The organism is Brevundimonas sp. GW821-FHT12C05, assembly GCF_058807475.1.
In genome coordinates this window covers 1,265,858-1,287,180 of sequence record NZ_JBXAQS010000001.1, presented here as the reverse complement: position 1 = coordinate 1,287,180, position 21,323 = coordinate 1,265,858, and the positions used below count along the sequence as shown (strand labels likewise).

Below are 21,323 nucleotides of genomic sequence, written 5' to 3'. Positions count from 1 at the left end.
GCCGCGCCGGCAGGATGGTGATACCGTTGGCGGGTTCGGCCGTCAGTACCGCTCCTCCTGCCCGCCGTCACGGTCGCTTTGCAGCGCGCGGATCAGCTCGGCCTCGGCCATGTTCATGTGCTGCGGTTCGGCCAGCAGGGCGACGACTTCGGCCTCGTCCTCGGCTTCGGTGCGCTCATCGACGCGTTGCAGCGTGACGATGATGTTCTCCAGCAGCTCGGCTGGCACGACGGTGTCGTCGGCCAGTTCGCGCAGGGCGACGACCGGGTTCTTGTCGTTGTCGCGGTCGATCGTCAGGGCGGCGCCGTTGGCGATGTTGCGGGCGCGGTGACCGGCCAGCAGAACCAGACCAAAGCGGTTCGGCACCTTCTCAATGCAATCTTCGACAGTGACGCGGGCCATGAAATTCCTCGGGCGGCAGGGAGAACCGCACAAAATAGAGCGTCCAGCCCAATTGTGCAACGCCACATGACCCGTAAACAGGGCTCTAGCCGCCTGTCGTCGCCATCAGCCCGCCCAGGACGATCCCGACGACGGGGACGATAAAGGCCCAGTAGCGGGTCGGGACGAAGAAGAAACTGCCCGCCGTGGGCTTGAGCAGGACGCGCTGCCCCGTCTTCTCATCCAGCAGCACCCGGCCCTCGCGGCCGTCCAGAGCGCGGGCCGTGAAGAAGATCGCCGCGCCCGCCAGCAGGCCCGTCAGGGCGAAGCCGATCGCGGGTCCCCACGGATCCGGAGCGCCTGTCGCCGTCACGCCGACGATGCTCAGGCCGAAGGCGACGATGACATACAGCGGGACCAGCAGGCCCCAGCCCGACCAGATGATCATGGCGTCCCTTTCGAATGTCCGCGGCCACAGTCGTCCGGGCCACGCGTCCAGGTCAACCTGTGCCGACTACGTGGCCGGCGCCGCGTCCAGACCAATGGACGCCGTCTGCGCCAGCCGGGCGGCGGTCTCGCCGCCTGGGTGCCGCCAGTCCGGAGCGATCTCGGCCAAGGGGCCCATGACGAACAGGCGCTGATGCGCGCGAGGGTGTGGCAGGATCAGGCCGTCCAGATCACCGCTCAGCCGGCCATAGGCGATCAGGTCCAGGTCCAGGGTCCGGCGGGCGTTGGCGGTCAGGCGGCGGCGTCCGAACGCGTCCTCGATCCGCCCCAGCGCAGCCATCAGCGCGTGCGGCTCCAGTTCGGTGCGGACCAGCACCACGCCGTTCAGGAAGGGCGGATCGGTCGGGTCCGGCCAGGCCTGAGATCTCCACCACGACGACCGGGCGACGATGTCGACGCCCTCGCACCGGAACCGCGCCAGCGCCGCCTCCAGCGCCTCGCGGCAATCGGCCCAGGCCCCCTTGTCATTGCAGCCCAGCGCGACGATGACGGCGGAGTCCGGATCGGGCTCGCCGTCTATTTCGACGGAGGGTTGGACGCCCATTTCTGCGGAGACCTTTTCCATGACGCCCAATCCGACGGATCGCACTGCCTTGTTCATCGACGGGGCCAATCTGTACGCCGCCGCGAAGGCGCTGAACACCGACCTCGATTTCCGCAAGCTGGTGGAGATGTATCGCGCCAGGGGCGATCTGGTTCGCGCCCTCTATTACACCGCCGTCGTCGAGGGCGAGGAGTTCTCCCCCATCAAGCCGCTGGTGGACTGGCTGGACTACAACGGCTTCACCGTGGTGACCAAGCCGGTCAAGCGCTTCACCGACGCCCAGGGCCACACCCGCACCAAGGGCAATATGGACATCGAGATCGCCGTCGACATGCTCGAGCTGGCGCCCCGGCTGGACCACATCGTGCTGTTCTCCGGCGACGGCGACTTCCGTCGCCTGGTGCAGGCCGTCCAGGCCAAGGGGGTGAAGGTCACCGTGGTCTCGACCGTGAAGACCCAGCCGCCCCAGATCGCCGACGACCTGCGCCGCCAGGCCGACCTGTTCGTCGACCTCAACGACCTGCTGGCCGAGATCGGACGGCCGCGCGTCAACGGCGGTCCGCCGCTGCGGGACGACCGCGCCTAGGCCCTGCCCCGCCGACCGGGTGTGGCTCCCGCGCAACGCGAATCACGCCACGAAGAACCGTGGTCCGCGGCCCGGGAACAGCGCCCTCCTCGCGACGTTCCACGGACAGCTTTGGAGGCTGTCATGGGCAGGAGAAACGGGGTGTTCACCCCGCGCGAACGTAGAACGGCGCTGATCGCGCTACTGGCCGCCGTCGCGGTCGCGGCCGGGGGAATGGCGATCCAGCCGTTGATCAAGCCGTCGCTGGGACCGGGCGGAGCCGACGCCTACCTCTCGGCGCCGACGCCGGGGGTGCTGGACGCGACGCCGCTGGCCGGCTGATCAAGCGTCGAGGTCAGCTCGCGCGAGAGGGGCTGCGCCCGACTACGGTCGCTCGCACCCGAGAACGGGTCTGATCGTCTCGAGCCGCCCGAGATAACGATTGTTCGCCCCGCCGTAGTCCCGGAGGCCGGGAATGCCATCGGCCGTCGCGGCTCCATACAAATCGGCAGTCTTGTTCGGATCATAGTAGATCGCGGCCAGGGCGCTCGCGCTGTAGATATACACCACCCAGCGCTGGTCTGGATTGCCGAGAACGGTCATCGGTCCCATTCCGATTCCGGTGTCTATGCCTCCATAAGGCGGGCCGAAAGTCTGCGTTTCAGCGCCGGAGTGAGCCGCCAGGACATTTGTCGTGACCGGGCCGGAAACGAAGGTTTGGCCCCGTTCGAACGACCGACAGCGCCTCGGCACGGCCAGACGAAACACAACGCCGGCGACGCACTGATAATCCGGAGTTGAACAATCTTCGACGTGGTTATTCCAAGGCGATGAACGTTCCTTCATCGCACCCAGATCAAGAACGACTCCGCCGTAGACGGCTACGTTCGGATCAGTTTCTCTTTCTTGCGCGGACTTATGCTCCGCTCCATTAGCGCCCAAGTGGATTGACGCAAGTAAACCGAGAATCAGGGAATTCATCTGGGCGCGCTTCCCGCTAGATCAATGTTGGGGTTGAATGGGAGGCGAGCAATCTCTGAGAATCCCCAACCTCTTGCTGTAGCTCGCGCCTCCAACTCGGTGCGTTGGGTGGAATTGGCGTATGCAGTCTCTAAAGCCAACCCGCTTAAACTAGGATTCTGCGCTCGATAGTTGTCCCATGTTTGACTTGCATCCAAACGCCCTGCTCCGACAGCGTGCCCGATCTCATGAAACAGAACTGAGTTAATGGCCACATCGCGTGGAAACGCAGCAGTGCGAGTTACTAGCTCGGATGGATATATCTCTAAGCGGCCGGAGGCTGGATCGAACTCTGCAGCAAAGGCATGGCTGCCTCCCTTGAACACGATATCCGTGTTCCTCAACATCGTGATGAAATCCCTCGCCTTCATGTCTTGCGTGCCCGGTCCGTCCACGAAGGCGTCGCCGTTCTCCAGCGCGCGATAGGCGGTCACCATCAGGCTATCGACCGCCTTTTCATAGACCTCCTTGTGATCGGGATTGTTGAAGTCCAGCCCCTCCGTCGAAATGGCCGATTGCACGAGATCGAACGCTTGGTTGGCGCGCGCGAGCGTGCCGCTTACATACTGATCAAACTGCCTCTGTGTTTCAGGCGTCCATGGCTTGAAACTTCGCAAATTGATCCAGGTCTGTTGGTCGCGGCGCGTCGCCTGGACCAAGACATCCGGCAACGTCGTTACGGGATCACCAGCGCTCTGCGACATCGCCGCGACGGCCTCCGGCGAGAGCGTGATCCGGACCGCCGGGTCTGCCGGGTCTGATGTCTCCGGGATCGTGACGTTGTTAGCATCCATTGACGGCGGCGGGTCGGAGACCCCGCTATACGGCACGCCCGTCGTCGATACGCCTACTGTCAGGTTCATGATCTACCTCCGATTGGGAGGTTAGCTGATTCCTGCGGCCCATAGTTGTGGGTATGTGAGGCTTGGAGCCGCCCCTACCCCCGCTCCTTCATCAGCCGCGCCTTGTCGCGCTGCCAGTCGCGGTCAGCGCTGGCCTGGCGCTTGTCGTGCAGCTTCTTGCCCTTGGCGAGCGCGATCTCGATCTTCGCCTTGCCGGCCTCGTTCAGATAGAGCCGGACCGGGATGATGGTCTGGCCGTCGCGCTGGACCGCGCCGATGAATTTGTCGATCTGCTTGCGGTGCAGCAGCAGCTTCCGGTGCCGACGCGGTTCGTGATTGAAGCGGTTGGCCTGTTTGTAGGGCGGGATGTCGGCGTTCACGAGCACGATCTCGCGCCCCTCCACCGCCGCATAGGATTCGGCGATGTTGGCCCGGCCGTCTCTCAAGGCTTTGATCTCGGTTCCGAGCAGGGCGATGCCCGCCTCGGTGTAGTCCTCGAGGAAATAGTCGAACTTGGCCCGGCGGTTCTCGGCCAGCACCTTCATTTTCGGCTTGTCAGAAGCCATCAACCCAATCCTGCATCCGCCATCGCGCGATCAATCGCGGGCTTCACGGCGTCGGCGGTCGGAGCGAGCGGGAGGCGGACCTCCTCGGTGCAGAACTGCAGACGCGACAGGGCGTATTTGGTGGGCGACGGCGAATTGTCGAGGAACAGGCCCTTGTGCAGGCCGATCAACCGGTCCTGCCACTCGCGCGCGGCGGCGTAGTCCCCGGCCTGGGCCGCCTCGTGCAGGGCGACCATGCCCTCGGGCGCGACGTTGGAGGTGACCGAGATCACCCCGACCCCGCCGTGGGCGTGGTAGCCGAGGTAGCTGGGGTCGTCGCCCGAGATCAGGTCGAACTGGCCGCCGATGTTGGCGCGCATCCAGCTGACGCGGGCCAGATCGCCGGTGGCGTCCTTGATGCCGACGATGTTCGGATGCGCCGCCAGCCGGGCGACCGTCTCATTGGCCAGGTCCACGCCCGTCCGGCCCGGCACGTTGTAGAGCAGGATCGGCAGCTGGACGGCCTCGGCGATGGCCTCGAAGTGGGCGGCCAGACCGGCTTGCGACGGACGATTGTAATAGGGCGTGACCACCAGCGCCCCGTCGGCGCCGACGGTCTTGGCGTGGCGGACCAGCTCAATGGCCTTGTCGGTGGACGACGATCCGGCGCCGGCGATGACGCGCACGCGCCCGGCGGCGACCTGAACGCACAGCTCGACGACGCGTTGATGCTCCTCCGGATGCAGGGAAGCGCTCTCTCCGGTCGTACCCATCGGCACGACGCCGTGAACTCCGGCGGCGATCTGGCGTTCGAGCAACCGCGTGAAGGCGGCTTCGTCCACCTTTCCGTCACGAAGTGGTGTGATCAGGGCGGTGATCACGCCCTTGAACAAGGGGGCGGTCATTGAAACGATGGTCCTGCGTGGAATTGGGCGACACTCGCCCGGAAGCGAAGCGCCGGAGGGTAGGTTGCCGGTTCACGGACCGCAACCACGACGAATGGGGATAGGACACGGAATGATCGGAACCAGCCTCGCGGCCGCCCTGGCCCTTCTCGCCCCCGCGCCCGAGAGCCTCCTGCCGCAGGAAGTCCCCTACTACGCCTCCGCCCCCGCCGGTCCGGTCAGCAACCAGCCGCGCACCCTGAGCGACCAGGACACCGCCCTCTTCCGCCAGGGTCTGGCCGCGGCCCGCGCCCGCGACCTGACCGGCGCCCGCTCCGCCATGGCCCAGATCGGCGATCCGGCCGCGCGCAAGCTGGTCGAGTGGGCCCTTCTGGACACCGCCGCCGACCAGATGTCATGGGGCGAGCTGGCCGATGCGCCGGCCCGTTTCGCCGGCTGGCCCCGCGCCGACAGCCGCCGCCAGGCGGTCGAGCGCGCCCTGGACCGTTCCTACGCCGGTCCTGACGCCGCCCTGGCCCTGTTCGAGCGCGACGCCCCGACCACGGTGCAGGGCGCCATCGCCCTGGCCGACGCCCTGGAGCAGCGCGGACGCCGCGACGAAGCGCGCCGTCTGATCCAGGACTGGTGGCGGACCCGCAGCTTCGAGGCGGACCAGCAATCACGCATCCTGACCCGCTGGGGGTCGGCCCTGACGCGGGACGACCATGAGACGCGGCTGAACATGCTGCTGCTGGGGCCGCACGGCCCGGCGACACGCGCCATGGTGCCGCTGGTCTCGCCCGAGCGGCAGGCCGTGGCCAACGCCGTGCTCGCGCTGCGCACCGCCTACAGCCCCGACGCCATCGTGGCCGGCCTGTCGCCGTCGCAGGCCATCGAGCCCGCCGTGGTGCTGGAGCGGGTGCGCATCCTGCGCTCGCAGAGCCGCCAGTCGGAGGCCTTCCCCCTGCTGCGCTACCTGCCCGCCGCGCCATCCTCGACCGACGCCCAAAGCACCCTGTGGAGCGAGCGCCGCAACTACTTCCTGGACGCCCTGCAGGCCCGCAACTGGCAGGCCGCCTATGACGCCTTCAACGGGCACGGCTTCCCGTCGGGCGACCGCAAGGTGGACGCCGAGTTCTTCGCCGGCTGGGTCGCGCTGGTGAAGCTGAACGATCCGGCGCGCGCGACGCAGCATTTCGAGACCCTGCGCCAGTCTTCCACCACCCCGATCACCCAGGGCCGCGCCCTCTACTGGCTGGGCCGCGCCGCCGAGGCGCAGGGCAGCGTTCCGGCCGCCGTGAACTACTATCAGGCCGGATCGCGCCACTATCAGACCTTCTACGGCCAGCTGGCCGCCGAGAAGGCCGGACAGACCTCGATCACCCTGCCCGCTGATCCCGAGCCGTCCAACGCCGATCGCGCCGCCTTCGAGCGCAACGAGGTCGTGCGCGCGTGGCGCGTGCTGGGCGAGACCGGCGAGGCCAGCCTGTTCCGCGTCTTCGCCTACCAGCTGGACGACGACGTCCCGACGGTCGAGCAGTTGGCCCTGATGATGGATACGTCGCGCGGCTACGGCGAGGGGTTCACCGCCATGATGATCGGCCGCGCCGCCAGCCAGCGTGGCTATCTGCTGCCCGAGCGTCAGTACCCCATCCGCATGCCGCCGAGCGTGCCGGGCGCCGCGCCGCTGGAGTTCACCCTGGCCATCACGCGTCAGGAATCCAGCTTCGACCCGCGCGCCCGCTCGCACGCCAACGCCCGGGGCATGATGCAATTCCTGCCCGCCACCGGCCGTGGCGTGGCTCGGCAGTTGGGCATGCCCTTCTCGGACGAGCGTCTCTACGATCCCGACTTCAACATGACGCTGGGCAGTTTCCACCTCGGCGACCTGATGAACAATTTCGGCGGCTCGATGCTGCTGACGACGGTGGCCTACAACGCCGGTCCGGCCCGTCCGCCGCAGTGGGTGGCCCGTTGCGGCGATCCGCGCGCCGGGACCGTGGACCCGATCGACTTCATCGAGTGCGCCCCCTTCACCGAGACGCGCAACTACATGATGCGGGTCATGGAGAACATGTCGATCTACAAGGCCCGGCTGAACGGCGGGACCGCGCCCCTGACCCTGTCGCAGGACATCCGCCGCGGCGTGCCGCGCGGACCCCAGCCCTATGCGACGGTGTCGGGCGAGGAGCCGCTGCGCACGCCGGAGCCTGATCCGGGCGAGTAACGCAGGCCGGACAGCAGCGGGCCGTCCGGGCTCTCGATCCAGCGGGCGGACAGGCCGAAGACGCGCGCCATGATCTCGGGCGTCAGGGCGTCCAACGGCGCGCCGTCGGCGACGACCCGTCCCTCGTTCAGCACCACCACCCGGTCGGCGTAGCGCGCGGCCAGCGTCAGGTCGTGCAGGCTGACCAGCACCGCCTGCCCCGCCCTCGCCCGCGCCTTCAGCCGCTCCAGCACCAGCAACTGCGCGTCCGGATCCAGCCCTGCCACCGGCTCATCGGCCAGCAGCGCCCGCGCGCCCGTGGCCAGCGCCCGCGCCAACAGCACCCGCGCCCGTTCGCCGCCCGACATCTCGGCCACGCCCCGGTCCGCCAGATGCCCGGCCTCGACCTCGTCCAGCGCGGCCTGGGCGGCGGCCAGGGCTTCGCCTCCCGCCAGGAAGGGCGCCCCCAGCGCCGCGATCTCCACGGCGGGTAGGTTCCAGGCGATGCGGCGTTCCTGCGGCAGGTAGGCGACCCGCGCCGCCCGCTCGCGCGCCGACAGTCCGGTGACGGCCTGCCCGTCCAGCCGGGCCTCGCCGCCGCTCAGCGGCAACAGGCCCGCCAGAGCCCGGATAGCGCTGGACTTGCCCGCGCCGTTGGGGCCGACGACGGCGACCAGTTCGCCCGCCGACACCGCTAGGTCGACAGCCTTCAGCACCTCGCGGCCGCCCAGACGCGCCGTGGCGCCGATCAGTTGCAGGGCGCTCACAGCCGCCACTCCTTCGCCGCGCGCCAGGCGATCAGGGCGAACAGAGGCGCGCCGACCAGGGCGGTGAACACCCCCAGCTTCAGCTCCTGGTCCGTCGGCGTGATCCGCGCCAGCAGGTCGGCGCCGACCAGCATCAGTCCGCCCGCCAGCGCCGCCGGCGCCAGCAGCCGGGCCGGGTCTCCCCGCACCGCCGCCCGCACCAGATGCGGCGCCGCAAGGCCGACGAAGCCGATCACGCCGGACACCGCCACCGCCGCTCCGGTCGCCAGCGCCGCCGCCAGCAGGGCCAGCAGGCGTAGGCGGGCCATCGGCAGGCCCGAGGTCCGGGCCGTCTCTTCGCCCAGGCTCAGCATCTTCAGGCCCGGCGCGGCCAGGGCGGCCAGACCGGCGGACAGCAGGACGGCGGGGGTGACCCACAGCACGTCGATCCAGCTGCGGTTCTGCACCGAGCCGAGCAGCCAGCTCATCACCTCGGCCGAGGCGATGGGCGACGGCGACAGGTTGAAGATCAGGGCGGTCAGCGCGCCGGCGAAGCTGGACACCGCCACCCCGAACAGGATCAGGGCCTCGGGCGCCCGCACCCGGGCCGAGAACAGGACCAGCAGGCCGCCCGCGACGCCAGCGCCCGCCAGCGCCGAGACCTCGACCGCCCCGGGCACGCTCGCCGCGCCCAGCACGATGGCGCTCGCCGCGCCCAGCGCCGCCACGGCGGACACGCCCAGCACCCCAGGATCGGCCAGCGGATTGCGCAGCAGGCCCTGCATGACCGCTCCGGCCAGGCCGAGGGCGGCGCCGACCATCAGGGCGGTCACGGCGCGCGGCGCTCGCACGGCCCACAGCACCTCGCCGGGCCCTGAGGCCGGGTCGCGGAAGGCCTCGCCGAACTGGGCCGGGGTCAGCGGGCTCTCGCCGAAGAGCACGGCCAGGGCCAGAGCCGCGCCGATGGCCAGCGACAGCAGAAGGATCAGGCGTGTGCTCACGATCCATCCTCCGCCAGCATCGCAGCGGCGTCGGCGGCGAACCAGGCCGGACAGGTCAGGGCGGCGGCGGGCAGGTTCGCGGCCACCCGGTTCTGCGCCGCCTTGCGCACGACCGGATGCCGCCCCGGTCCGCGCCAGTCGCCGCGCGCCTGGTCGAAGAAGCCGAGTACGAAGCGGACCGGCGGAAACAGGGCGATGCGCTCGACACTGACCGGGTTGAAGTAGGGTTTGTCGGCGGCGTTGCGGAAGCCGGCGGCGGCGAAGATCGCATCGACCAGCGTCTCCTTGCCCGCCGTGAAGCCGCCGGGCGTCAGGTACAGCGCCGTGGGCCGAGCGGCGGTCTTCGGCGCGGCCTGGGCCAGCCGCGCGTCCATGCGACGGATCAGGTCCTCGCCCCGGGGGCCGGCGTCCAGGGCTTGCGCCACACTGCGAATGTTGGCGCGTATACCGTTGAAATCCGTGGCGTCGTTTATGATCGCCGTCGGCGTGCCGCGGGCTTCCAGCCGGGCCAGCAGCCGGGGCTCCCCGCCCCAGTAACGGACAACGACATCCGGCTGGAAGGTGACGGCGGCCTCCAGTGTCGGGCGGACACGCGCCCTGCCCTGGGCCGCCTCGCGCAGCCAGGCGTCGGGATCGTCGGCGCGCGGCGACAGCGCCAGTTCGGCGTCAGGCCGCAGGGCCAGCACATATTGGTCGGCGCACTGGTCCAGCGACAGAATCCGCGTCGGTCGGGCTTGCGCGGTCCCGGCTCCAAGGATCAGCAGCCCCCCGGCGGCGACGGCCGCCAGCCGCCTCAAGGCTTGAGCAGGCCTGTGAACAGCCCCTCCAGCAAGGTCGTCACCAGCTTGTCGCGCTCGACCCAGTCGAAATAGGGCTTGGAGATCATCAGCGAGACGGCCCCGTGCCCGCCGGCCCAGACGGCCTGGGCCGTGGTCTTGGCGTCGTAGCGCAGCCGCCCGGCGGCCTCCAGTTCCTCGATCACCCCCTCGAAGGTGCGGAACAGCTCCACTCCCATCTCGCGCGCCGCCGACTGGGCGCCCTCCCGCAGCTCGATCGGGCGGGTCATGTAGACCAGCCGGTAGGCGTTAGGATTGGCGAAGCCGAAATCGACATAGGCGCGCATCATCTCGCGCATCCGCTGTTCGGGCGAACGCGTCTCGGCGATGATGACCTGGTTGGCCTCCATCAGGGCTTCGAAGGCCTGCCGGCAGATCTCCTGCAGGATCTCGCCCTTCTCGGAGAAATGCATGTAGAGGGCGGTCGAGGACAGGCCGACCTCGTCGGCGATCTTGCGGATCGTGGCGCCTTCGTAGCCGTGCTCGACGAAGATGCGTTCGGCGGCGGCCAGGATTTCGGCGCGTCGCTCGTGGCCCTCGCCCTTGGGCTTGCGGGCGGATCGGGAACTGACGGGGATGGCGGTCACACGCGGCTCCGAATGTCTGTCCCCTGAATAGCGGCAATCGGGCGGCAGCGCCAAGCGGTTGCGAGGGGCGATGTTCCTGCGTTAACCATTCCGTGTGCACTCGAAAGTAGACAGCGAAAACGGGAATCCGGACATCATTCCGTCCGCCGCGCTGCCCCCTGCCCAGAGCGCCGCTCGCAGGGGGTTATCGTCGGAGCAGTGGGTCATGCTCCTGGCTGTCTTCGCGGGGGCGGCCTGGCTGGTCGGGCGCGATCCGGCCGCCGCGCTTGTCGGGCTGGAGGTGCTGGCGGGCGCCGCCTTCCTGTTCGTGGCCGGGTGGCGGTGCCTGCTGATCCTCGCCAGTCGCCCGCCGGTCGTCGCGGAGACGCCCCCGGACCTGTGGCCGCGCTATACTGTTCTCGCCGCCCTGTACGACGAAGCCGAGGTGGTGGATCAGCTGATCGGCCGCCTGGCGGCGATCGACTATCCGCCGGACCGGCTGCAAGGAATGCTGGTGCTGGAGGCCCACGACGACGCGACCTTGGCCGCCGCGCTGGCGTCGCCTCGGCCCGACTGGCTGGAGATCTTCATCGCACCGCCTGGGCGTCCGGGCACCAAGCCACGCGCGCTGAATTGCGCCCTGCTCCACGCCACGGGAGACCTGCTGACCGTCTATGACGCCGAGGACGAGCCCGATCCCGGTCAGCTGAAGGAGGCCGCGGGCCGATTTCTGAACGACGCCGGGGGGCGGTTGGCCTGCCTCCAGGCGCCGTTGCGCATCCGCGCGCGAGCCGGTTCGGCCACGCCCTTCCTCGACCGCCAGTTTGCGGCGGAATACGCCAGCCTGTTCGAGATCACCCTGCCCGGTCTGACCCGCCTGGGTTTGCCCTTCCCCTTGGGCGGGACCAGCAACCACTTCCGCGTTGATGTCCTGCGCGCCGTCGGCGGTTGGGACTCCTGGAACGTGACCGAGGACGCGGATCTTGGCTTCCGTCTGTGGCGTCGGGGCTGGCGGATCGGGGTCATCGCCCGGCCCACGTGGGAAAGCCCGCCGGGCTTCCTGCACGACTGGCTGCCCCAGCGCACCCGTTGGCTGAAGGGCTATATGCAGACCTGGGGCGTGCACACTCGCAGCCTGGGCGCCTTGGGGCCCCGTGGCCTGTTCGCCCTGGTCATGACGCTGGGGGTCGGCCTCGCCTCGGCGGCGCTCTATGGGCCGACCCTGTGCTGGGTGCTGGCCGCGGTGCTGGTATCGACGGTGTCGGGCCTTTCGCCTGAGACGCCTCGACTGGCCCTGAGCGTGCTGGTGCTGGGCGCGGTCTCGGCCTGGCTGTCGTGCGCGCTGGGCGCCCGCCGGGCGGGCATCCCCTATTCGCCGCGGGACATGATCGCCGCGCCCGCCTACTGGAGTCTGCTCAGCCTGGCCTTCACCCAGGCCCTGTGGCGGTTGGCGTTCGAGCCCTTCGCCTGGAACAAGACGCGGCATCGGCGCGACATCCCGGCGGCTTCGACGGACGCCGCGCTGGACGAGGCGGGGTCGCACCGCCTATCAGCGACCCATGCCGCCACGCCTGAACCCGTCGCCTGAAACGCTCTTCACCCGAGGCTGGGAAGACTACGCCCTGCTGGACAGCGGCCATGGCCGCAAGCTGGAGCGCTATGGGCGCTTCACCGTCGTGCGGCCCGAGCCCCAGTGTTTCTGGGCTCCGCACGATCCCGCCGCCTTCGACAAGGCTGACGCCGTGTTCGATCCGCAGGCCCAGGACGATGACGACGACGGCCGCTGGCGCTTCTCCGGCCGCCCGGTCGAGACCTTCCCGCTGGCCTGGCGCGACGTGCGCTTCACCGGCCGCTTCACCCCCTTCCGCCACCTGGCCTTCTTCCCGGAGCAGGCGGCGAACTGGGAGTGGCTGGATGCGCGAGTGCGCACCTTGAAGCGTCCCAAGGTCCTCAACCTGTTCGGCTACACCGGCGTGGCCAGCCTGGCCTGTTCGGCGGCGGGCGCCGAGGTGACGCACGTCGACGCCTCCAAGAAGTCCGTCGCCTACGCTCGCGAGAACGCTGAGCAATCAGGGCTGGCCGACCGGCCGATCCGCTGGATCGTCGAGGACTGCCGCAAATATGTGGCCCGCGAGGTCCGGCGCGGGGTGAAGTACGACGGCATCATCCTGGACCCGCCGAAGTACGGGCGCGGGCCGACGGGCGAGGTCTGGCGGCTGTTCGAGGACCTGCCCGGCCTGCTGAAGGACTGCGCCGCCCTGCTGTCGGACGACGCCTCCTTCCTGCTGCTCAACGCCTATGCGGCGCGCATCTCGGGTCTGTCGCTGGCCCACCTGATGGCGGAAGCCACGGCGGATCGCGGCGGCGTCATCGACTGGGGCGAGCTGGCCCTGGCTGAGCATGGGTCGGACGGCCGGGCCATCGGCCTGAGCTTCTTCGCCCGATGGAGCAAGGATGCGGGGAGCGGGCAATGACCGACCGCCTGATCACCTCCCTGACCAATGATACGGTCAAGAACGTCCGCGCGCTGAACATGCGCAAGGAGCGTGAGAGCACGGGCCGCTTCCTGGCCGAGGGGCTGAAATTCATCGGCGAGGCGCTGGACCAGGGCCGCACGCCCAAGCTGCTGCTGGTCGGGATGGAGGCGCGCGAGCATCCGCTGCTGGATCGCGCCAAGGCCGAGACCCGCGCCGCCGGCGGCGAGGTGGTCATCGTCACCCATCCGATCCTCGAGAAGATCAGCCGTCGCGATAACCCGCAGACCGTCCTGGGGGTGTTCGAGCAGGTCTATACGCCCTTGTCGGCGATCAATCCCAAGAGCGCCCCCTGTTGGGTGGCGCTGGAGCAGGTGCGCGATCCGGGCAATCTGGGCACCATCATCCGCACCGCCGACGCGGCGGGCTGCGGCGGGGTGATCCTGATCGACGACTGCGTCGACCCCTATTCCACCGAGGCGGTGCGGGCGACCATGGGTTCGGTCTTCGCCGTGGCCATCGCCCGGGCAAGCTCGGCCGAGTTCATCGCCTGGCGCCAGACCTGGCCGGGCAGCGTGATCGGCACCCGGCTGGACGCGACGCACGGCTATCGCGACGCGGCCATCCAGCATCCGGCCCTGGTCCTTATGGGCAATGAGCAGGCTGGGCTGACCGACACCCTTGCGGCGGCCTGCGACGTCAACGTCAAGATTCCCATGCGCGGCCGGGCCGACAGCCTGAACCTGGCCATCGCCACGGGCGTGATGGTCTATGCGGTGACCGACGCGGCCTGACGGTCCGCGCCTGTCCGGAGTTTAACTTGCCGGACGGAGGCATGCGGCACAGCTTCGCCGCCATGCGCATCCTGCTGATCCTCGCCGCCCTGCTCCCCTTCGCCGGCCCCGTCCATGCCCAGACGCCTGACCTGTCGCCCGACGCCTACCGGGCCGACGCCCTGTCGATCGAGGGGCTGATCAACGGTCATTACGCCTATCTGGACCGCTTTCCCGGCGGCGCCCTGCCGATGAGCGACGTCCTGCGGGCCGAGGCGTCGGCGGTGCATGACCGGTCGTCCCTGTTGCTCTACGCCGAGCATGCGATCACGGCGCTGGCGGACCATCATGCGATCACCGGCAGTTCCTTCCGCGACAGTCGGGCGCTCGTCCCCAGCTACGCCGATCTGTGGATCGAGAAGCAGGGCCCGGTCTGGCGCATCACCGCCGTGCGCGAAGGCTCTCCGGCCGAGGCGGCGGGGGTGCGCGCGGGGCAGGCGCTGGATGCGGTAGGCGGCGTGGAGACCGGCGAAGCGGTGCGCGCCTTCTGGGCCGAGCTGGGGCTGGAGCCCGGCGGCGATCGGGACGGCTACGCGGCCCGGGTGCTGGCGGCGGGCCGGCGGGACCGGGAACGGGACCTGACGATCTCGGGCCAACGGCTGACCCTGCCCAACCTCTATGCGGCGGCCGCTGCGGATCGGCCGCCCCTGACGGTCAGCGAGGCCGGCGGCCGGCGGGTGATCCGGTTCAACGACTCGCTGGGGAACAGCGACACCATCGCGGCCTTCGACGCCGCCATGGCCGGCGCACGGCCCGGGCAGCCGGTCCTGATCGATCTCACCGACACCGCCAGCGGCGGCAACACCTCGGTCGCCCGGGCGGTGATGGGCTGGTTCGTGACCGAGGCCCGGTCCTACCAGATCCACAACCTGCCCTCGGAGGAGCGGGAGACCGGCGTGCCGCGGCAGTGGATCGAGCAGGTCCTGCCTCGCTCCGGCAAGCATCACGACGGCCCGGTCACGGTCCGCGTCGGACGCTGGACCGGCAGCATGGGCGAAGGCCTGGCGATCGGCTTCGACGCCCTGGGCGTCCGGGTCGAGGGCGGCCCGATGGCGGGCCTGCTGGGCGCCGTCTACGACCTGCGGCTGGAGAACTCCGGGCTGACGATCAAGATCCCGGCGGAGCGGCTCTACGCCGTCAATGGGACGCCGCGCGAAGCCTTCGAGCCGCGTCGCCGCTAGAAGCTGCGCCCATCGACGCGCTGGGCGGTCCAGCTGAAGGGTTCCAGGTCGGTCAGGGTGCGGATGTTGATCGCCACCATGGGATCGCCCTTGGGCGTCTTGCCCTCGGCGAACGGCTGGACCCCGCAGGTGTCGCAGAAGCGGTGCTGGATGTTGTGGGTGTTGAAGGTGTGGGTGCTCAACGCTCCCTCGCCCGCCTTCAGGCGGAAGGCGTCGGGGCTGACGAAGGTCAGGACCAGCCCCTTGGGGTAGCAGTGCGAGCAGTTGCACTCGATCAGGCCCTGCAGGTCGGTGTCGACCTCATAGGCCACGGCGCCGCAGTGGCAGGAACCCTGGTGGGTCTTAGGTTCACTCATCACGCATCCTCCAGATAGCTGACGCCCGGGGCCGACTTCAGGGCGCCGCGCAGGGCGCCGTCGAGGCGGTAGCGGCCGGGCAGTTTCATCTCGACCTCGCGACGGCCGTCCAGGGCGGCGACCAGGAAGACCTCCCCGCCCTTGCCGCCCGCAGCGACGGCGCGCTCCAACCGGGTGCGCAGAGCCTCGGGATCGGCGCCGCGGGCCGAGACGTGGATGCGCAGGCCCAGCTGACCGTCATCGATCAACGTATCCAGCCGGCTGGCGTCGTCGCCGAAGAAGCGCACCTCGCCGTCGGCGCATTTGGCGCGAACCTTGACCATGACCGAGGCGCCGGTCTCCAGCACCTCGCGGCATTTGCGCAGCTGTTCCGGCGGGAACAGGCATTCGAACTCGCCCGTCGGGTCCGAGAAGGTGACGAAGGCGAATTTCTCGCCCGTTCGGGCGCTGGCTCGTTCCTGACGGCGACGCACCACGCCGGCCATCATGAAGGCCTCGTAGCCGCTCTCGGCCAGGGCGGTGGCCTCGGCGACGAAGGTGACGCGCTTGCGCTTCAGGGCCGGCGCCATGTCCTCCAGCGGGTGGCCGGACAGGTAGAAACCGACGGCGGCCAGTTCCTGGTCCAGCTTCTCGGGTCCGACCCAGGGCTCGACGGGCGTCAGGCGCGGACGGCCCGCGGCGACCTGATCGCCGCCGAACAGCGAGACCTGCGACGAAGCGCGCTCGGCGGCCACGCTCTGGCAGTAGGCGATCAGCTTGTCAGCCTGTTCGACCAGCTGGCGGCGGTTGGTGTGGAAGCCGTCGAAGGCGCCGGCGCGGGCCAGGTTCTCCAGCGCGCGCTTGTTGACGAATTTCGGATCGACCCGTTCGAGGAAGTCGAAGATGTCGGTGAAGCGGCCGCCGGTCTCGCGCACCTCGACCAGATGCTTCATCGCCTCCAGGCCGACGTTGCGGATGGCGCCCAGGGCGTAGAGGACGGACCCCTGCCCTTCGCTCCATTCGACATCGAAGTCGGCCGAGGAGCGGTTCACGTCCGGGGCCTTCACAGGCACTTCGAAGCGGCGACAATCTTGATAGAAAACAGCAAGCTTGTCGGTATTGCTGAGATCGAGAGACATAGACGCGGCCATGAATTCGACTGGATGGTTGGCCTTCAGCCAGCCCGTCTGGAAGGAGATCAGCGCATAGGCGGCGGCGTGCGACTTGTTGAAGCCGTAGCCCGCGAACTTGGCCACCAGATCGAAGATGCCGCCCGACTGCTGCTCCGAGACGCCCTTGCCGGACGCGCCCTCGATGAAGCGGGCGCGCTGGAAATCCATCTCCTCCTTCTTCTTCTTGCCCATGGCGCGGCGCAGAAGGTCGGCTTCGCCGAGGGAGTAACCGGCCAGGATCTGGGCGATCTTCATCACCTGTTCCTGGTAGATGATGACGCCGTAGGTCTCCGACAGGGTCTCCTGCAGCGAGGCGTGCAGGTAGTCGACTTCCTGGCGGCCGAACTTCCGGTCGATATAGGTGTCGATCATCTCCATCGGGCCCGGCCGATAGAGGGAGATCAGGGCGGTGATCTCCTCGATCGAACCGCAGCGCATCTTGCGCAGGGTGTCGCGCATGCCCTGGGATTCCAGCTGGAACACCCCGACGGTCTGGCCCGAGGCCATCAGCTCATAGGTCGGCTTGTCGTCCAGCGGCAGCTGGTTCCATTCGGGCGCGGCGCCGCGGCGCTTCAGATAGCCGTGGGCGCGGTCCAGAACCGTCAGGGTCTTCAGGCCGAGGAAGTCGAACTTCACCAGACCGGCCGGCTCGACCCACTTCATGTTGAACTGGGTGGCCGGGATGTCCGAGCGCGGGTCCTGGTACAGCGGCACCAGCTCGGTCAGGGGGCGGTCGCCGATGACGATGCCGGCGGCGTGGGTCGAGGCGTTGCGGTACAGCCCCTCCAGCTCCAGCGCCGTGTCCAGCAGGGTGCGCACGGCAGGCTCGCTGTCGCGGGCCTCCTTCAGGCGCGGTTCCAGCTCGATGGCCTGGGCCAGGGTGACCGGATTGGCCGGGTTGGCCGGCACCATCTTGGCTAGGCGGTCGACCTGGCCCAACGGCATCTGCAGCACCCGGCCGACGTCGCGCAGCACGGCGCGGGCCTGGAGGGTGCCGAAGGTGATGATCTGGGCGACGCGGTCCTTGCCGTAGTGCTCCTGGACGTAGGTGATGACCTCCTCGCGCCGCTCCTGACAGAAGTCGATGTCGAAGTCGGGCATGGAGACGCGTTCCGGATTGAGGAAGCGCTCGAACAGCAGGCCGAACCGCAGGGGGTCCAGATCGGTGATGGTCAGGGCCCAGGCGACCAGCGAACCGGCGCCGGAACCCCGGCCCGGACCCACGGGAATGCCGTGGGTCTTGGCCCATTTGATGAAGTCCGCCACGATCAGGAAGTAGCCGGGGAAGCCCATCTGGGTGATGATCCCGACCTCCCACTCCAGCCGCTTCCAGTACTCCTCCTCCGGCGCCGCCGGGGTGACCTCGGTGAGGCGCTGCTTCAGCCCTTCGCGGGCCTGGTGGAGCAGTTCGTCGGGCTCGGAGCGGCCCGCGCCGGTGTCGAAGCGGGGCAGGATCGGCGCCCGGGTGGTGACCAGGAAGGCGCAGCGGCGGGCGATGTCCAGGGTGCTGTCGCAGGCCTCGGGCAGGTCGGCGAACAGCTCGCGCATGGCGGCGGCGGTCTTGAACCAGTGCTCGCCGGTGATGCGGCGGCGGTCCTCCTGACCGGTGAAGGCGCCGTCGGCGATGCACAGCAGGGCGTCATGGCTCTTGGCCTGCGAGGCCTTGGCGTAGTGGACGTCGTTGGTGGCGACCAGCGGCACGTCGTTCTCATAGGCCCAGGCCACCAGCCCGCGCTCGCCCTGCGCCTCGCTCGCGAGGCCGTGACGTTGCAACTCGACGTACATGCGGTCGCCGAAGGTGGCCAACATCTCGTTGAGGGCGGCGTTCCCCTCCCCCGCCTTGCCTTGGACGAACAGGGGATCGACGGGGCCGTCGGGGCCGCCGGTCAGCAGAAGCAGGCCGTCGGAATGCTCGACCACGGTGTTCCACGGCACGCCGGGGTCATCCATCGACCCGGCGTCGAGGAAGGCCGAGGACGACAGCTGGCACAGGTTCAGCCAGCCGGTCTCGTTCTGGACGATCAGGACCACGGTCGGGACCTTGGCCCAGCGCTCATTGACCTGGCCGCCGATGCCCGTGACCGGCAGGGCGCAGGCGACGATAGGCTGGACGCCCGCGTCCTTGGCTGCCTGACTGAACTCCAGAGCGCCGAACAGGTTGACGCGGTCGGCCACGGCCACGGCGGGCATGGCCGCGTCGGCGGCCATCTTGGGGACCTTGCCCGCCTTGATCGCGCCTTCCAGCAGCGAATAGGCCGATCGGACCCGCAGGTGGACGAAGCCCTGGCTGTTCAACGCCTCGCTCACCGCGTCTTCGCTCCGCTCTTCAGACAGGTCGTCATCCTGAACCGAGTCTCACATCCCGCTCGTCGGAAACACCGGAAAGCGACCGAAGCCGAAGCCTCGCCGGGGAGCATTTGTGGACAGGTCTAAAGTCGATGGAACGCCCGGTTCGCGATCGAAAAAAACCGAGTGCACATTCGTGGACAAATTGCGGTCAAGTCCTTGAAAACACTCAAACCGTAGAGTGCACTTTGTACACTCAGGCGGTCGGCATGATCAGCGCGACCTGCCAGACCATCCAGACGAAGCCGGCGCATGAGGCCAGCGACAACGATTCCCGAACCCAACGCGCCATGACGGCCTCCCGGATTGATGTTCCGGATATGTTCTATGTTCTCGTTGCGTTCCCGTCAAGCCCGACGCCATCTGTCAGCCTGGAGGATGGAAACCGAGCAGCGTCAGCGTCGAGGCCAGGGCGGCCGAGTTGGGGGACTGGGTCTTGCGCAGCAGGCTTCCGCGGAAGAACTCGACCGTCCGGGGGCTCAGCGACAGGGTCTGGGCGATCTGTTTGGTGGTGCGGCCGGCGACGATCAGCTCCGCCACCTGGCGTTCCCGTCGGGTCAGGGTCATCAGTTCCTGCCGGGGCGCCGTCTTCAGCACTTCCAGGCCCCGATTCACGGCCGCGATCAGGACGTCGGGATTGGTCGGCTTCTGGATGACGTTGTCGACCCCCAGACGCATGGCGTCGACCGTGGTCGTCACATCCACGAAGGCGCTGATCAGCACGACGGCGTGGCGGCCCAAAGCGCAGAAGGCGGCGACCAGATCCAGGCCCTCGACGCCCGGCAGCTTCAGGTCCACCACGATACAGGTCGGATCGGCGTCCGACGCCCACATTAGGGCGTCCAGGGGGTCGGAGAAGCCGACCGGGTCGTAGCCCGTCTCCCTGAACAGGAGCAGAAGGGTCTGCAGGATCGCGGGGTCGTCATCGATGACCAGGATTTCCCTGGTGACCGCCGCGTCCGCTTGGCGCGACCTGTTGGCGGCAGGGGAACCGACGGGCTCGCCGCGACCAGGTTTGCCGCCGGGAAACAAAGTATCGGGAATCCTGTCGTACCTTCTACTGGCTGCCCGAAAAGGGAGGCTGGGGTCGCTGCTCGTCGACCGCCTCGCAGACTAGAGGCCCGTGTCCGCTGCCGTAACCTCGTAGTCTCACGCAATTGCTCGCTGACGGGGGGGTCTGTATCGCCCGACTGTTCGGAGTCGGACCGGAAGACGTCGGAAATCCTGCTGAATGTCCGCCCTTGAACGACTGATGTACAGGTGGCGGATTCGTCGAGACGCCGAGGGCGAGCGTCTGCTGGACCTGAAGATCGACGCGACGCGGCTGTTCAGCCTGACCGGAACGACCGCCGCGTCGGAGACCTGGGGCGTGCATCTGGTCGAGGGGGCGACGCCCTGCATCGACGCCATGCTCCTGGTGCTGGACTGTTGTCACAGGCCCGGCGAGCACTGGGTGATCGAGCGCCGTTCCATCATCGCCCGGGAGTTCGAAGGGCCGACCGCCGCGCGCGTGCGGTTGATGCCGGTGGAGGGACAGTGGCTCGACCGGGAACTGGCGCGCGCCACCCCCGATCACGTGCGGCTGCGGGGCCTGCTCAGTTGGTCCGCCTTCCGGCAGGCCGAGACGGCCTTCTCCTGCCAGGGGGAGTTGGCGTGGCGCGCGGAGTCTGAATTCCCGGACCTGCGCCTGAACTGAGGCCCCGGCCCGATTGCGCGGGTGATTGACGCCGAACGGCTGTAGACTTCCCTCGCGACGCCGCCAGTCATCCGCCTTTCGGCGGCAGGCCTCGCAGGAGAGCGGCCATGGCCAAGGGTCAAGCACGCAGCAACAAGGAAGTCCGCAAACCCAAGGCCGAGAAGCCCAAGCCGGCGATCTCGGTCGGGACCTCGCCGTTCACCCAGCCGCCGGGGAAGAAGTAGCCGGTCGGGCCAGCCGCGCCTCGCATTCGGCGACCCCCGCGGCGACGGAGAGCGCGGCGTAGAGGTCCCTCGCCTCAATCCACGCCGCCGTCGCCGCCGGACGCCGCAGGTCGTCCAGGGCCAAAGCCTTGAGCCGGGTCGTATTGGCCAGATCCAGGGAGCCGTCTTGCCCGTTCGCCCGGTAGAGGGCGGCGGCCTGTTCCGCGTGGGCGTGGGCCTGATCGGCCTGACCGGCCTGGCGATCAATGTCTGACAGGTGGCGCAGGGCGTGGGCCTGCAGGAGGGGCAGCGAAGACTCCCGGCCGAGGGCGGCGGCCCGCGCATAGCCGTCGCGGGCGTCGGCGCGACGGCCTTCGGTCTCGGCGAGGCGGGCGGCGGTGAGTAGGGCCTGGATCGCTTCGGTCATGGACGGCTCCGCG

General features: G+C 68.9%; 25 protein-coding genes. 9 read left to right on the top strand and 16 right to left on the bottom strand.

All coding sequences use genetic code 11. The features are described from left to right. Positions 1-42 precede the first annotated feature (42 nt). The 3 genes from rpoZ to folK form a co-directional block, all read right to left on the bottom strand. Positions 43-402 (bottom strand): DNA-directed RNA polymerase subunit omega, encoded by a 360-nt coding sequence (rpoZ, locus tag AC1RRF_RS06040; protein ID WP_291833710.1) that lies wholly within the window; start codon positions 400-402, stop codon positions 43-45. An 85-nt stretch (positions 403-487) separates the two neighbouring features. Beyond that, positions 488-829 (bottom strand): hypothetical protein, encoded by a 342-nt coding sequence (locus AC1RRF_RS06035; protein ID WP_492833550.1) that lies wholly within the window; start codon positions 827-829, stop codon positions 488-490. A gap of 66 nt (positions 830-895) precedes the next feature. Beyond that, complete coding sequence (gene folK / locus AC1RRF_RS06030; protein WP_492833549.1) at positions 896-1,453, bottom strand: 2-amino-4-hydroxy-6-hydroxymethyldihydropteridine diphosphokinase; 558 nt, start codon at positions 1,451-1,453, stop codon at positions 896-898. Between folK and AC1RRF_RS06025 the strand changes: the two genes are divergently transcribed. Next, complete coding sequence (locus AC1RRF_RS06025; protein ID WP_492833548.1) at positions 1,452-2,018, top strand: LabA-like NYN domain-containing protein; 567 nt, start codon at positions 1,452-1,454, stop codon at positions 2,016-2,018. The two genes, folK and AC1RRF_RS06025, sit on opposite strands and share 2 nt — an antisense overlap. Positions 2,019-2,141: 123 nt before the next feature. Then, positions 2,142-2,339 carry a hypothetical protein gene (locus tag AC1RRF_RS06020; RefSeq protein WP_492833547.1) on the top strand — a complete coding sequence of 66 codons (198 nt, stop codon included), beginning with the start codon at positions 2,142-2,144 and terminating at the stop codon, positions 2,337-2,339. A gap of 42 nt (positions 2,340-2,381) precedes the next feature. Here AC1RRF_RS06020 and AC1RRF_RS06015 read toward each other — a convergent pair whose 3' ends face one another. The 4 genes from AC1RRF_RS06015 to dapA form a co-directional block, all read right to left on the bottom strand. Next, a complete protein-coding gene (locus AC1RRF_RS06015) occupies positions 2,382-2,978 on the bottom strand; it encodes a hypothetical protein (protein ID WP_492833546.1) in 597 nt (198 codons plus the stop codon). Then, on the bottom strand, positions 2,975-3,880 hold the full coding sequence (locus AC1RRF_RS06010) for a hypothetical protein (protein WP_492833545.1): 906 nt from the start codon (positions 3,878-3,880) through the stop codon (positions 2,975-2,977). Before AC1RRF_RS06010 ends, AC1RRF_RS06015 begins: the two co-directional genes overlap by 4 nt. A 74-nt stretch (positions 3,881-3,954) precedes the next feature. Then, positions 3,955-4,425, bottom strand: coding sequence for an SsrA-binding protein SmpB (smpB, locus tag AC1RRF_RS06005; protein WP_291833694.1), 471 nt, complete (start codon positions 4,423-4,425; stop codon positions 3,955-3,957). Then, positions 4,425-5,309, bottom strand: a complete 885-nt coding sequence (gene dapA, locus AC1RRF_RS06000; RefSeq protein ID WP_492833544.1) for a 4-hydroxy-tetrahydrodipicolinate synthase — start codon at positions 5,307-5,309, stop codon at positions 4,425-4,427. Before dapA ends, smpB begins: the two co-directional genes overlap by 1 nt. 112 nt (positions 5,310-5,421) lie before the next feature. On the opposite strand from dapA, the gene AC1RRF_RS05995 reads away from it, so the two are divergent. Beyond that, complete coding sequence (locus AC1RRF_RS05995) at positions 5,422-7,515, top strand: lytic transglycosylase domain-containing protein (RefSeq protein WP_492833543.1); 2,094 nt, start codon at positions 5,422-5,424, stop codon at positions 7,513-7,515. On the opposite strand, the gene AC1RRF_RS05990 is transcribed toward AC1RRF_RS05995, so the two are convergent. The 4 genes from AC1RRF_RS05990 to AC1RRF_RS05975 are packed head-to-tail and all read right to left on the bottom strand — an operon-like array spanning position 7,455 to position 10,664. Next, positions 7,455-8,261 carry an ABC transporter ATP-binding protein gene (locus AC1RRF_RS05990; protein ID WP_492833542.1) on the bottom strand — a complete coding sequence of 269 codons (807 nt, stop codon included), beginning with the start codon at positions 8,259-8,261 and terminating at the stop codon, positions 7,455-7,457. The two genes, AC1RRF_RS05995 and AC1RRF_RS05990, sit on opposite strands and share 61 nt — an antisense overlap. Next, a complete protein-coding gene (locus AC1RRF_RS05985; protein ID WP_492834141.1) occupies positions 8,258-9,244 on the bottom strand; it encodes a FecCD family ABC transporter permease in 987 nt (328 codons plus the stop codon). Before AC1RRF_RS05985 ends, AC1RRF_RS05990 begins: the two co-directional genes overlap by 4 nt. Beyond that, on the bottom strand, positions 9,238-10,038 hold the full coding sequence (locus tag AC1RRF_RS05980) for an ABC transporter substrate-binding protein (protein ID WP_492833541.1): 801 nt from the start codon (positions 10,036-10,038) through the stop codon (positions 9,238-9,240). The genes AC1RRF_RS05985 and AC1RRF_RS05980 overlap by 7 nt, the downstream gene beginning before the upstream one ends. Then, positions 10,035-10,664: a TetR/AcrR family transcriptional regulator gene (locus AC1RRF_RS05975; protein ID WP_492833540.1), complete on the bottom strand. Its 630-nt coding sequence runs from the start codon at positions 10,662-10,664 to the stop codon at positions 10,035-10,037. The genes AC1RRF_RS05980 and AC1RRF_RS05975 overlap by 4 nt, the downstream gene beginning before the upstream one ends. Positions 10,665-10,869: 205 nt before the next feature. On the opposite strand from AC1RRF_RS05975, the gene AC1RRF_RS05970 reads away from it, so the two are divergent. Genes AC1RRF_RS05970 through AC1RRF_RS05955 form a run of 4 tightly spaced genes read left to right on the top strand, consistent with a single transcriptional unit; the run spans position 10,870 to position 15,131 of the window. After that, positions 10,870-12,231 (top strand): glycosyltransferase family 2 protein, encoded by a 1,362-nt coding sequence (locus tag AC1RRF_RS05970; RefSeq protein WP_492833539.1) that lies wholly within the window; start codon positions 10,870-10,872, stop codon positions 12,229-12,231. Beyond that, positions 12,203-13,117, top strand: a complete 915-nt coding sequence (locus AC1RRF_RS05965; RefSeq protein ID WP_492833538.1) for a class I SAM-dependent methyltransferase — start codon at positions 12,203-12,205, stop codon at positions 13,115-13,117. The genes AC1RRF_RS05970 and AC1RRF_RS05965 overlap by 29 nt, the downstream gene beginning before the upstream one ends. Next, positions 13,114-13,911, top strand: a complete 798-nt coding sequence (locus tag AC1RRF_RS05960) for a TrmH family RNA methyltransferase (RefSeq protein ID WP_492833537.1) — start codon at positions 13,114-13,116, stop codon at positions 13,909-13,911. The genes AC1RRF_RS05965 and AC1RRF_RS05960 overlap by 4 nt, the downstream gene beginning before the upstream one ends. Before the next feature lie 41 nt (positions 13,912-13,952). Next, positions 13,953-15,131: a S41 family peptidase gene (locus tag AC1RRF_RS05955; protein ID WP_492833536.1), complete on the top strand. Its 1,179-nt coding sequence runs from the start codon at positions 13,953-13,955 to the stop codon at positions 15,129-15,131. Here the strand turns inward: AC1RRF_RS05955 and AC1RRF_RS05950 are convergent. The 4 genes from AC1RRF_RS05950 to AC1RRF_RS05935 all read right to left on the bottom strand — a co-directional run bounded on the left by AC1RRF_RS05950 (position 15,128) and on the right by AC1RRF_RS05935 (position 20,016). Next, complete coding sequence (locus AC1RRF_RS05950; RefSeq protein ID WP_492833535.1) at positions 15,128-15,487, bottom strand: GFA family protein; 360 nt, start codon at positions 15,485-15,487, stop codon at positions 15,128-15,130. The genes AC1RRF_RS05955 and AC1RRF_RS05950 overlap by 4 nt on opposite strands. Continuing rightward, a complete protein-coding gene (dnaE, locus tag AC1RRF_RS05945) occupies positions 15,487-18,945 on the bottom strand; it encodes a DNA polymerase III subunit alpha (RefSeq protein WP_492833534.1) in 3,459 nt (1,152 codons plus the stop codon). The genes AC1RRF_RS05950 and dnaE overlap by 1 nt, the downstream gene beginning before the upstream one ends. Positions 18,946-19,180: 235 nt before the next feature. Next, complete coding sequence (locus AC1RRF_RS05940) at positions 19,181-19,276, bottom strand: hypothetical protein (protein ID WP_492833533.1); 96 nt, start codon at positions 19,274-19,276, stop codon at positions 19,181-19,183. A gap of 74 nt (positions 19,277-19,350) precedes the next feature. Continuing rightward, complete coding sequence (locus AC1RRF_RS05935; protein WP_492833532.1) at positions 19,351-20,016, bottom strand: response regulator transcription factor; 666 nt, start codon at positions 20,014-20,016, stop codon at positions 19,351-19,353. 199 nt (positions 20,017-20,215) lie between these two features. On the opposite strand from AC1RRF_RS05935, the gene AC1RRF_RS05930 reads away from it, so the two are divergent. Both AC1RRF_RS05930 and AC1RRF_RS05925 read left to right on the top strand, forming a co-directional pair. Beyond that, positions 20,216-20,680: a hypothetical protein gene (locus AC1RRF_RS05930; protein ID WP_492833531.1), complete on the top strand. Its 465-nt coding sequence runs from the start codon at positions 20,216-20,218 to the stop codon at positions 20,678-20,680. 107 nt (positions 20,681-20,787) lie between these two features. After that, positions 20,788-20,904 (top strand): hypothetical protein, encoded by a 117-nt coding sequence (locus AC1RRF_RS05925; protein ID WP_492833530.1) that lies wholly within the window; start codon positions 20,788-20,790, stop codon positions 20,902-20,904. Here the strand turns inward: AC1RRF_RS05925 and AC1RRF_RS05920 are convergent. Continuing rightward, a complete protein-coding gene (locus AC1RRF_RS05920) occupies positions 20,879-21,310 on the bottom strand; it encodes a hypothetical protein (protein WP_492833529.1) in 432 nt (143 codons plus the stop codon). The two genes, AC1RRF_RS05925 and AC1RRF_RS05920, sit on opposite strands and share 26 nt — an antisense overlap. Positions 21,311-21,323: the final 13 nt, after the last annotated feature.